The sequence below is a fragment of the Pedobacter kyonggii genome, from assembly GCF_004310665.1.
GTDB lineage: Bacteria > Bacteroidota > Bacteroidia > Sphingobacteriales > Sphingobacteriaceae > Pedobacter > Pedobacter kyonggii.
In genome coordinates this window covers 55,515-67,747 of sequence record NZ_SIXF01000023.1, presented here as the reverse complement: position 1 = coordinate 67,747, position 12,233 = coordinate 55,515, and the positions used below count along the sequence as shown (strand labels likewise).

Here is a 12,233-nt window from a genome sequence, read left to right as displayed (position 1 = left end):
CAACTACACTTTAATGGATGTAAAATTGGGTGTTAATTATGTAACTATTTGATTTTTAAGTTTCTTTAGGGAGTTGAGCCTTTGATTGTACTACTACAAACTTATTTACGAATGGCTAAAGGTATGCCCATTCAATGATTTGTTTAATGGTCTTCTTTATTTCGGCCTGTGCTTCCTCTTTCCTGATATCAACTCCACAGATCAGGCCATTATTTGTATGAGCAATTAAGGTAATGTAATATATGCCACCAATTAGAAGGGCAGCAACCGGCCTGATATTTTTATCTTTGCCTTTAAAGTATTTGTCAGTAAGTTCACTAAAAAACTGCTCTCCCAGAGATTCACGTCTCTCATTTAACTCCTCTAATACTTTTGAACTTTCGCATACCCCCCAACTGATGATCTTTCGCATTTCTTCATTTGCAATTAAAGAATCGAGCTGATCTTCCAGTAAATGATACAACATCTCTTTGCCCTGATCGCTTCTGTTTTGCTCGATTATTTCTTTTGATTGATCGATATTTGCAGTATAAAAATCGCTATTGTTTAGGTATTCCTTTACCAGGCCTTCCATACTGCCGAAATAATCATAAACCAATTTTCGGTCTACTTCGGCTTTTAATGCTACTTTACTAACGTTTAAGCCGGTAAAACCGTCATTTTTTAAGATTTTACCAACTGCGGCCATAAGTTTTTGTTTTGTCCATTCTTTATTTCTGATGGGGCCGCTCGTAGGTTTTCTTGTCATTCGGGGGGGGGTACAACAATTTCTTGATCTCCGGAGATTATCCAAATATATATAATGCAGCGCTATTTGTTCCATCTTTTTCAATAGAACACATTGAAACGGCACTATTTTGCTGCATTGCTTTTTAATAATTTGTAATTTATCCCTTTTCAGCAAATAAATAAAGACACTAAATATTTTTGGCCTTTACCTCTTGCAGCACATTTTTTATTACGGTTTTGATCTTTGGAAGAAGACCGCTGTCGCTGCGTTTTTCTGAAAGTAGGGTGCTGATGAGACGGGTGATTTCCTGGATCGAAAATGGTTTTTCCAATATCGCATCGCAACCATAATCAGACAATGAAAATAGTATTTTAGTATAGGCAGAAATAATGATGATTGGGATGTCCTCAAATCCATCGATAGCGCGGATGGCACTACAAAGTTCTCCTCCGTTCCATTCAGGTAACATATAGTCCAAAATGATCAAATCCGGACGGTAATGCTCAATTTGTTTAACCGCTTTCTCCGGATCATGGCAACCCTGGCATTGATAACCGTACAACTTAAGAATTTCTTGCAGCGTTTCCAGTAACACCAGGTCATCCTCTACAATAAATATTTTTTTTGTTTCCATAATCTTCTCATTGTTAGTGTTATATGTTTTTGAAAATCCTTCAATTGTATGGATATATGCTGATGCCCTCCAAAAAGTTCATGTTTTTTTGCCTATTGCAATGGTTTGATTTCCAGGTCATCGAGTTGCGCGATCCGGAAGATTTCTTTTGAAATAATCGCTACGTTTTCCTTTAGTTGCTCCAGGTTGCAGGATATTGTTCCTAATGGTACCGGAAGACCCGCAATCTCCTCGATAAGTTCCATCTGGATCATACAGGCTCCTAAAGATTCCTTTTTCCCTTTGAGCATGTTAAAGGTTTCAAGTGCAGATTCCCGGTCTGTTCCAAGCGTAAATTTTCCATAGGTAATTTTGGTGCCCTTTAAATGAAGCACCACTATTATTGTTAATGTAGATTCCATTTCATTTAGCTTTTATTTTCTATGATCAGTATGCTTCGGGATTAAAAAAAATGCCGCTTGCTGCGGCATTTTCAAATTTACTAGCGAATCTCGATCTGTCTTGAAACTGCCTTTGCTTCCTCTTTTTTTGGAAGTGCAAGCTTAAGTACCCCGTCGACATAACTTGCCTGGATACGGTCCACATCGGCACTTTCAGGAAGTGTGAATGCCCTGGTGAAAGCCGAGTAGCTGAATTCACGTCTGTTGTAGGTTTTTTCCAATGTGTTGTTTTCGCTGTAATGCCCGGTAGAAATAGTAAGCATATCCCGCTCTACAGAAACTTTAAAATCTTCTTTTTTCAGGCCGGGAGCGGCAAGCTCGATATGATATTCTTCACCGGACTCTAAAATGTTTACAGCAGGAAGGCTGTTGATTCGGCGGTCTGAAAAAAATGTGTCGCCCAGTACGGATTCGAAAATGTCATTAAAGCCTGGCAATAATGTACTGTTTTTCTTTTCTGGATTGAATTTAACCAATGTCATAGTGTGTTCTCCTTTTTAAAAAAAAAATAGACTATTAATCAATTAATTTTCTCTAAAACCTTTAAGCGGTTTTGAAATATCAACTTCAAGTGTTGTGCCAACGGTACTTTTAAGAATATTCACGTACTTTTTAGAAACCCTGGCTGAAAAATTTTCATAAATTCTGAACTTTTTTCAGCTTTGAACTGAAAAATTTTCAGTTCGCTGGTCGGATGGTTATAAATTGATATAGGCTTTCAAAGCCGTTACTGGTATTTTAAGTTCATGACTGACCATGCTAATAAACACTTTTAGTCTATATTTCTGGAGAATCTGGGCGAGAGCAGCTTCAAGAGAGATTTCCTCTCCAGCCGAGTAACCATTTAGTTCTCTCATGCGTTTAGATGAAAGAAAAGTACCTGGACGAACAACTGAGTGTATATTTTAGTGCTATCGTGGCAAGCCTACCAAACATAATTAACCTCCATCAACTATACCACGCAGGCCTGTACAAGATTTATCAAGGTGTCTTTAAAAATCAGCATATAATTTATATGCAAAATCTATAAAGGTGTTATGCCAATCTAAGCATACTGGTTTACCCGGGCAACGAAATGGTCGATATTAAAGGGCTTTGCTATAAATTCTGCGCCACAGCCCGAACCCAAAATTTCGTTCTTGGTCGTGTTGGCAGACATCATGATGATATTAATGACTGAAGTACGTTCATCCATGCGCAATTGCCTGCAGATATCGAGCCCGTTACCGTCGGGCAACATGATATCAAGAATCGCTATATCAGGCAATCTCTGCGAGATCATATGGTTGAACGCCGCGACGGTAGGGCAGCCATTTACTTCATAGCCTTCTTCGGACAGGATATAACTGACCACTTCACTAATATCTGCGTCGTCCTCCAGGACATAAACTAATTTTTTGCTCATTTGTGTTTGTTATATTAGATGTTAGTGTGTGTGTTGAATACAGGGACCGCAAATTTAAATGCAGCACCTCTACCGGGTTCGCTTTCTACCCATATCCTCCCCCCATGGCGTTCAATAATCTCCTTGGTAATGTAAAGGCCAAGTCCAAGCCCAGATATATTACGGTCCTTTTCTCTTACCCTGTAAAACTGGCTGAATATATGGACCTGTTCGGCGGCAGGAATCCCTGCGCCATAATCTATCACCGAAATAATTATTTCATGGTCACGGTTTACAGCCGTTATATTAATATCCCGGGAGTGGGGCGCATACTTTACTGCATTGCCAATCAGGTTCGTGATTACCTGTTCCATCCGCATTTTATCCCCATGCAATACAAGGTCTCCTTCGCGGGTATAAATATAATTGTGTCCGGGAACGGTCTGCTCAAATGTTTCGCAGATATCACCGATCAGTGCACCAAGGTCCAACTGTTCAAAATTAAACTGTAATTTGCCAGCCTGGACCTTGGAAATGTCAAACAGGTCATTGATAAGGATATTGAGTTTGTCTACCTGCCTGATCGCCTTGTCTAAAAAAACTTTATTCATACCATCTGAAGCTGTTTTTTGAAGCACCTGAAGAAAGCCGCTCATAGAGGTGAGTGGTGTTTTGAGTTCATGTGAAGCCAAGGCTATAAATTCATCTTTTTTAAGGCTAAGGGTTTTGACCTCTTCAAAAAGTTTTGAGTTATCGAGTGCTATGGCTGCCTGAGAGGCAACCCCAACCACCAGTTCTTCATGATCCTGCAGAAATATGCCGGGTTCTGGGTGACCAAAGAAAAGCCCGCCAATTACTGTGCCTGTTGATGAAATAACAGGGACAGCCAGATAACTGACCACAGGCAGGTGTCCATCGGGCATCCCAAAATGGGGAGCCATTTTGCCATAACGTTCATCTTTTTTAATGTTGTCTACACGCACCACTCCCTCACCGCTGAAGGTGGTATGGAATACTGCTGTATTACGGGGCATACCAAATTTTTCAAATGCCTCACGAGGAGCGCCCGAGAGCGTATAGAGCATGTAAGATTCACCTTCCTCATTGATTTTATTGTAAAAGAAAGCGCCAAATGCCGCCCCGGTAAGTTCTGTTGTCGCATCGGTCACTTGCTGTAAAATGACATTGACATCCAGTTGTTCACTGATGCTCTTGCCTATCGAATTCAGGATCATGAGCTTTTGGGAATTGCTTTTTAAGGCATTTTCTGCTTCTCTCTGGGCAGTGATATCCCTGGCTACTTTTGAAGCGCCAACGATTATCCCATCACTGTTCTTTATCGGGGACACTGTTAAGGAGACCTGGATTTTCCTGTTTTCCTTACTTATCCTTATGGTTTGAAAGTGATCTATCTTTATACCTCTTTTGATACTGCTTATAATGCGTTCCTCCTCATCAAGGCGGTCTGGCGGGATCAATATGGAGATGTGGCGACCAACGGCTTCGTTTTCGCTATAGCCAAAAATATTTTCTGCACCTTTATTCCATGTGGTGATTATACCAGCGAGCGTTTTGCTTACGATGGCATCATCGGAACTCTCAACTATGGCAGCCAATGCGGCCTGCTTCTCATCGGCGAGTTTTTGGGCTGTAATGTTACGCGCAACCTTACTCACCCCAATAATGTGGCCCTGTTTGTTCCTTACGGGCGATACGGTAAGCGATATAGGTATTTCAGTTCCGTCCTTGGCCAGACGTACTGTCTTGTAATATTCGATTTTTTTGCCTGCCCTTATCTTATTGATAATATAATCTTCTTCATGTATCCGATCCTGAGGGATGAGGATGGTAATATGCTTCCCGATTACCTCTGATGCAGCATAACCAAAAATTTCCTGCGCTCCATTGTTCCAGCTGGTGATAAAACCATCTAGCGTTTTAGAGACGATTGCATCTTCAGATCCTTCAATAATGGCTGCCAGTGTAGCTTGTTGTTCTTCGGCGATATGTTCATCTGAAATGTCACGGATCGTTTGGGAAATGCCTATCAATTTTTGTTCAGCATCAGTAATTGGAGAGATGGTAATGGAAACATGTAGGTCTTCCCCTGTTATCGATCGGCGTACGGTACGAAAACCCTGGATCTTCGCACCGCTCCGCACAGTATTCACTAAGTGCTCATACTCTTCAAAAACGGCTTTTTCCATTAGCCCGCAAACTGTTTTTCCGATCTGCTCCCTGGTAAAACCGAACAGTCGCTCTGCCGCCGGGTTTATATCTGTAATTTTAAAATCAATGTCATGGCAGATTACTGCGTCTTCCAAGCTTTCAAAAATCGACTTAAAGGTAAACAGTTGATTTAGGGAAGTTAAGTCCATACTGGGGGGCAATTATTTAATTAAAGAAGGTACATTCACATTAATACCCGATCTATGTCAACAACCCTGAGCGATAATAGTTTTAAGAATATAAAAATGCGTCCCTTTTGGGCGGTATATTTTAGCCTTTTTTATTAAATCTGTCGACTCTGAGCTAGTGTGATGCAAAAAGAAAAATGTGTTTAATTTAAACTAAATGTGGATTTTGCATGAAAGGAAATTGCAACAATTTAAGAATGTCGAGTGATCTAGTTAATATAGAAGGCATTAATGAGCACAATGTGTAAGTTTTTCAGAATGCAAACAACTAATAGCTATTGTTCAGAGGGAAACCATATTATGCTTTTAGCGCTTTCCCGCCGCTGTTTGCCCTTGGTGGGATTTTATTTGAGAACATCCTGCGTAAATAAGGCAAAGTAGTAAAGGTTGCTTTAACACGGGTTCTTCTCGTTCCAAATCTTCTGTTATCGCTCGTTCTACTGCCTTATCTGCCGATCGAAAATACATCTAAGTTTTTTGAATGGACTTATAACCATTGGTGTCTCCGGCAACCTATAAAAATTCGTAACTTCATAGAACTGCGGGACACCGGACAGACAGGAGCGATCAATGTTTTATTTTTTCAAAAAATGGATTTTTAATCCTATCAGAATTTATATAAAATCCTGTAATGTTTTTTTGTTTATCACGAACAAACCGAATGCCACCAAAATTCCTGGCGTTACTTAAGAACATATCTTTCTGAATAGGAGTGAAACTAATTATGGGTTGATTTTTATTGCTTGTAAATAAGCCCGTAAACTCAGTCAAAGCAAGATAATGCTATGAATACATTATTTTTTGGGGTGACGCTCACTTTCTAGCAGGGAATGGCAGCTACAGTAGTACCACTCAAACCTCAGCAGTAAGCGGTTATGTAAATGGAGTTTTGAAATAAGCCTGAGCATCAATAAATAGCTACTATTTAAACATTGATATTGGGTAAGTTACAACTCCCGGCGGGATCGCAGCTAATACCACCAAAATGTACCAAATCCATGTAAATCAGATGATTGCAAGGGCTTTTAATTTTTAGGGTACCAGATAAAAATCATCTCTTACTCTTAAAACTAACGAATAGATACTTGCAGATGCTTAAATTTACACTATACTTGTTGTTCAGCTAACCAAAATAAAGTTATCACCCAAGGGTACAGCCAATGCAAAACAGGCAACTTAAAAATGAAGAAGAACTACTGGCCAGGATTGCCGTGGGCGATCAGCGTGCATTTACGGAGGTCTTTGATTTTTATCAACGGTATGTATATGACTATGGTCGAAAGCTGACTAAATCAGAAGATCAGGCCGGTGAAATCGTACAGGATGTTTTTTTAAAAATATGGCTCAACAGAGAAAAGCTTAATGAAGTAAAAAGCTTTGGAGCATACCTAAACCGTGTGGTAAGAAACCATTCATTAAACATTATACGAAAATTGGCTCAAGATGCCAGATCGGCGACACAGCTTAAAATTCACAATCCGGAATCTGAAAACGCTACAGATAAAACATTGGATTACAATGAAAGCAATAGGATACTAACCCAAGCTATAGAAAACTTAAGCCCCCAGCAACGGACAGCATACACCCTTTGTCATATAGAGGGATTGAAATATGAAGAAGTTGCGAAAAAGATGAACGTTTCAAGCCGTACCGTACAGGCACATATGCATCAAGCCTTAAAACACATCCGTGAGCATTTCAACAAACATGCGCTTACCTATCCGGCATTATTTGCTGTACTATTCAAGTAAATATCATTGTAAATCAGTCTATTAAATATTTATTAATTATTTTTTGATAAACCACTAAGCATTTTTTTTGCTTCACGTGTCAATGTAGTTAAAAGGTATAAAACTGCCTAAACCAACAAACGATGCAAAAATCAAATGCGAGGCTTCAAGTCCTGCTGCAAAACTATTTCAATAACCTGAATACCGAAACGGAAAATGAAGAATTATGGTCACATATCATTGCTTCTCACAACGATCAGGAATTGATGCAGCTTTTTCCCGATGCATTTAGTAACGAAATGGCCGTTCCCGAAAATGCATTGGATGCTACAAAAAAGCAGGCTATCTTAAATTACATCTATAATTATCAGCCTTTACAAGCAAGTTCCCGGCCTAAGAGGGCGAGTTTACTGCCAAAACTGACGGCAATAGCAGCAGCAATAGCTTTGATTATCTCAGGCATTTGGTTTTATACTTACAACCCAATCATAAAAAGCAACTCGGATATAGTCAATCAAAACCATATTAAACCCGGTAAAAACACCGCTACTATCACCTTACCTGATGGCAGCAGAATGCAGTTGAGCGAATCCAAGACTGGAGTTGTAATTGATGCAGATCAGATTAAATATATTGATGGTACATTGTTCGAAACTGGAAAAGATGATGAGCGAACAGGTGCTCAGCTTAGCGGATTGACGACCATTAGCACACCGCGTGGCGGAACTTATCAGGTGGCGCTTCCAGATGGGACAAAGGTGTTTTTGAATGCGGATAGTAAATTAGAATTTGCCAACCAGACCTTCAATAAGGACCGTAGGGTTAAGCTAACCGGCGAGGCATATTTCATCGTAGTGCATCAATCGAAAAGACCATTTAGGGTAGAAAGTGCCGGACAGATTGTCGAAGATATTGGTACGGCGTTCAATATCAATGCTTATCCAGATGAAAGAATTACCAGAACCACCTTGGTGGAAGGAAGAGCAAGTGTGAATGATGTGGTCCTTAGGCCCAACCAGCAATCTATACTGCAGGGAACAAGTTTGAAAGTAGAGGAGGTTGATGCAGCGCTCGCTGTGGCGTGGAAAAACAACCAATTTATTTTTGAAAAGGAAGACATCCGTTACATCATGCGGATGATCTCACGGTGGTATAATGTTGAAATAGTATACCATGGTGAATTGCCTTCAACCACATTCAGTGGCGGGGTATCCCGTTTTGCGAATGTATCTGAAGTGTTGCGGCCTTTAGAATCAACTGGTGAAGTAAAATTTAAAATAGACGGCAGAAAAATTATTGTAAGTAAATAGTATGGGCAAAAAAACCAAATCCCTGTTGTAGCAGGGAGTTGGTTAAAGTTTGGCCCTTATTTTTTTAATATAAATAAACCCGCAGTCGCCTGAAGATTGGAAACCAAGGCTCCTGCGTAACCAAATGTAAACGAATGTATAAAAAATTTACCACAAACCGGGGTACAATATACTGTTGTGCCCGTAAATTTTGGCTTATTATGCGATTAACCACCGTATTATTAGTAGCTGCCCTGATGCAGCTAAGCGCTGCCAGCATTGCACAGAAAATCACATTGAACAAGGAGCATGCAGATCTGAGATCTGTGCTAAAATCCTTACGTGCGCAAAGTGGTTATAACTTTGTGTATGCTGACCACGTGCTTGAATTAGCTAATCCTGTAAATATTTCTGTCAAAGATGCGGACTTTGAGGATGTTCTGAAAAGCATTTTCTCCAACCAACCCTTAACGTATAAGATTGACAATAAAGCAGTTGTTTTGCAAGCACGTCAATACACCTTTTCACAATTTGTGAAGAAAAAGATCAAAGTAACTGGTTTAATTACAGATGAGCAAGGCAATTCTTTGCCCGGCGCAGGCATTAAGCTGAAAGGCACTGAAAAAACTGTAGTAGCAGATCAGGATGGCCGTTACGTTTTTGAAGTTGGGGAAAGTGCTGTTTTGATTTTTAGCTATTTGGGGTATGATGACCAGGAAGTAAAAGTAGAGGGAAGAGCTGTGATCAATGTCAGATTGAAACAGCAGATCAGCAGTTTAAATGAAGTGCTCGTGGTTGGATATGGTTCTGTACGGAAGGTAGATATTACCGGTTCTGTTGCACAGGTAAATATTAAAGATATGGTTAAAGCACCCGTATCAAACATTGTACAGGCATTGGCGGGCCGGGTAGCGGGATTGAGTGTGCAAAATAGTCAGGGCCAACCTGGAGAGGAAGGAATCAACATTCGGATCCGCGGGATAGGTTCGATTACTCAAGATGCGTCCCCTTTATTTGTAATTGATGGCTTTGCTACTGAGAATTTTGATCTTTCTATGTTGAACCCAGACGATATAGAATCTATTAACGTACTTAAAGATGCTTCCGGAACCGCGATATACGGATCCAGAGGTGCAAACGGTGTCATTGTTGTAGAAACAAAAAAGGGGAAAGTGAGCAAACCCAATCTGAATTATTCAGGATCCTACGGTTTCCAGGATGTAACTAAAAGAGTTGAGGTGTTAAGTCCTTATGAGTTTGTTAAATTGGAATATGAGCGTGATTCAGTAACGGCTAGGGCGCTGTATTTTCCAGACGGCATAACCTACGATTCGTATAAAAATGTAGAAGGGATTAATTGGCAGGATCAGTTTTTCAGACAAGGAGCAACCAATATCCACAATTTATCGTTGAGAGGCGGAAATGAAGATACCAAATACGCCATTTCAGGATCCTTGTTTGAGACTGGTTCTGTTGTAGTAAACACAGGTTTAAAGAAGCAGCAGGGACGTGTAACGATAGATCAAAATATCAATAAAAAGTTGAAAGCTGGGTTGAGTACAAATTATACACATACACAGACTTATGGCCAAATTGCTTCTTCCATTAGCGATGGCTATGCTTCGAGCGCGCTTCTTTACTCTGTATGGGGATACCGGCCCGTAAATGCAGGATACCTAACAGGTGATCTAGACCTGGAAGAAGAACTTTTTGATGAAGGCGTAACCAGCACGACAGATTACCGCTTTAATCCAGTGGAGTCTGCAAAGAATGTATACAGAAATAAAGATAACAATAACCTGGTTGCCAATGGGTACTTTAGTTACGATTTGACTAAAAACCTGGTATTCAAATCTACCGGCGCTATTAACCTGAATACCATTAAATTGGGTGCCTTTTATAATTCCAGCACAAGTGAAGGCAGTCCTAAGAGTCCGAGAAACAACTATGGACAGTGGGGTGCCATGGCCTATAGCAACCGCAGTACCTGGTCTAACGAAAATACCCTTACCTATAGCAAAGTGAACAAAATCCATTCGTTGACTGTATTGGGTGGTCTTAGTTTTCAGCAGGAAACCAACAAGGGAAATAACTACACGGCAATTAAAGTTCCAAATGAGACTTTGGGCATAGATGGGTTAGGGCAAGGTACACCATTAGCGGTAGGCTCTTTTGGTACTTACAATACCCTGCAATCTTATTTCAGCAGAGTGAATTATGGATATAGATCCAAATACCTGTTTACAGCAACATTCAGGGCAGATGGGTCCTCTAAATTTCCAAACAATAAATGGGGTTACTTTCCATCGGGGGCTTTTGCCTGGAAAATGAAAGAAGAATCCTTTTTTAAGGAGATTGAAGCCATTACAGAAGCCAAATTACGTATAAGTTACGGCCTGACCGGCAACAACAGGGTAGGAGATTTTTCTGCACTTTCACCCATCAGTGTAGACAACTCTACTGGCTATTCTTTTGGGAATGAGGTGCCAACACCAGCAGCCATCCCTACGATTGGTAATCCCAATTTAAGATGGGAAACTACTGCGCAACTCAACTTAGGATACGATTTATCTTTATTGAAGAATAGAATTGAGTTGGTGGTTGATGTGTATCGGAAAAAAACCGACAATTTGTTGCTGCTTGCCAATATGTCGCCCAGTACAGGTTATGCCCGTGCCTACAAAAATGTAGGTAAATTAAAGAATGAGGGATTGGAGTTCACCTTGAATACGATCAATATCAATAAGAATGATTTTGCATGGAGAAGTAATTTCAATATAAGCTTTAACCGGAACACTATTTTACAGTTGGCTGATGGGGAAGAACGTTTATTGAATAGTATTTCACCCAGGTGGCAGTCTGGATATGCTGACCCAGTGTTGTACAGTGCAGCTATAGGTCATTCAGTAGGCAATTTTGTTGGGTATATCTTCGACGGGATTTATCAGTATGAAGATTTTCATCAATTGCCAAACGGCGGTTACCGACTTAAAAATGCTGTGCCGACAAATGGCCTGGCAAGAGAGGTGATTAGGCCTGGATACATCCGTTACAGAGATCTGAACAATGACGGAATTATCACAGCGGCAGATCAGACCATTATTGGTAGGGGGTTACCTATTCATTCTGGAGGTTTCTCCAATAATTTCACTTATAAAAATCTAAGCCTGAACGTATTCTTCCAATGGTCGTATGGCAATGATGTGTACAATGCAAACAAGCTCATGTTCGAAGCTAAGGCATATAGTATGCTAAATCAATACGCAAGTTATGCGGATCGTTGGTCGCCTACCAATCCGAGTACAACCATTCCCGTGGTGGGCGGGGTTCCGGAAGGCTATTATTCAACCAGGGAACTGGAAGATGCTTCTTATTTAAGGTTGAAGACGGTGGAATTGGCTTATAGCATCCCGACGAATTATTTGAAAAGACTGGGACTTAAAGAGGTTTTGGTGACAGCTTCAGCACAGAATCTGGTTACATGGACCAACTATTCAGGTATGGATCCAGAAGTGTCGACGAGAAACTCTATCCTCACACCAGGATTCGATTATTCCGCATTCCCTATGGCGAAAACATTAGTTTTTGGACTTAAAGCTTCACTATAAA

General features: G+C 40.4%; 10 protein-coding genes. 3 read left to right on the top strand and 7 right to left on the bottom strand.

Annotated features, from left to right (window positions below; all coding sequences use genetic code 11):
* Window positions 1-115: 115 nt before the first annotated feature.
* The 7 genes from EYS08_RS18975 to EYS08_RS18945 form a co-directional block, all read right to left on the bottom strand.
* Window positions 116-748, bottom strand: a complete 633-nt coding sequence (locus EYS08_RS18975) for a TetR/AcrR family transcriptional regulator (protein ID WP_131031595.1) — start codon at window positions 746-748, stop codon at window positions 116-118.
* A 169-nt stretch (window positions 749-917) separates the two neighbouring features.
* Complete coding sequence (locus EYS08_RS18970; protein WP_131031594.1) at window positions 918-1,364, bottom strand: response regulator; 447 nt, start codon at window positions 1,362-1,364, stop codon at window positions 918-920.
* Window positions 1,365-1,456: 92 nt separating this feature from the next.
* Window positions 1,457-1,765 carry a hypothetical protein gene (locus tag EYS08_RS18965; protein WP_131031593.1) on the bottom strand — a complete coding sequence of 103 codons (309 nt, stop codon included), beginning with the start codon at window positions 1,763-1,765 and terminating at the stop codon, window positions 1,457-1,459.
* 80 nt (window positions 1,766-1,845) lie between these two features.
* The gene (locus EYS08_RS18960; RefSeq protein WP_131031592.1) at window positions 1,846-2,286 is read right to left on the bottom strand and encodes an Hsp20/alpha crystallin family protein; all 441 of its coding nucleotides are present in this window, start codon (window positions 2,284-2,286) and stop codon (window positions 1,846-1,848) included.
* A 216-nt stretch (window positions 2,287-2,502) separates the two neighbouring features.
* Window positions 2,503-2,661 (bottom strand): hypothetical protein, encoded by a 159-nt coding sequence (locus EYS08_RS18955; protein WP_208745903.1) that lies wholly within the window; start codon window positions 2,659-2,661, stop codon window positions 2,503-2,505.
* Between the two features lie 188 nt (window positions 2,662-2,849).
* The gene (locus EYS08_RS18950; RefSeq protein WP_131031591.1) at window positions 2,850-3,209 is read right to left on the bottom strand and encodes a response regulator transcription factor; all 360 of its coding nucleotides are present in this window, start codon (window positions 3,207-3,209) and stop codon (window positions 2,850-2,852) included.
* Between the two features lie 14 nt (window positions 3,210-3,223).
* On the bottom strand, window positions 3,224-5,566 hold the full coding sequence (locus tag EYS08_RS18945) for a sensor histidine kinase (protein WP_131031590.1): 2,343 nt from the start codon (window positions 5,564-5,566) through the stop codon (window positions 3,224-3,226).
* 1,199 nt (window positions 5,567-6,765) lie between these two features.
* On the opposite strand from EYS08_RS18945, the gene EYS08_RS18940 reads away from it, so the two are divergent.
* The 3 genes from EYS08_RS18940 to EYS08_RS18930 all read left to right on the top strand — a co-directional run bounded on the left by EYS08_RS18940 (window position 6,766) and on the right by EYS08_RS18930 (window position 12,232).
* The gene (locus EYS08_RS18940) at window positions 6,766-7,356 is read left to right on the top strand and encodes an RNA polymerase sigma factor (protein WP_131031589.1); all 591 of its coding nucleotides are present in this window, start codon (window positions 6,766-6,768) and stop codon (window positions 7,354-7,356) included.
* Window positions 7,357-7,478: 122 nt separating this feature from the next.
* Entirely contained in the window at window positions 7,479-8,645 is a 1,167-nt protein-coding gene (locus tag EYS08_RS18935; protein ID WP_131031588.1) for a FecR family protein, read from the top strand.
* Window positions 8,646-8,845: 200 nt separating this feature from the next.
* Window positions 8,846-12,232 carry a TonB-dependent receptor gene (locus EYS08_RS18930; RefSeq protein ID WP_244216000.1) on the top strand — a complete coding sequence of 1,129 codons (3,387 nt, stop codon included), beginning with the start codon at window positions 8,846-8,848 and terminating at the stop codon, window positions 12,230-12,232.
* The last annotated feature ends 1 nt before the right edge of the window (window position 12,233 follow it).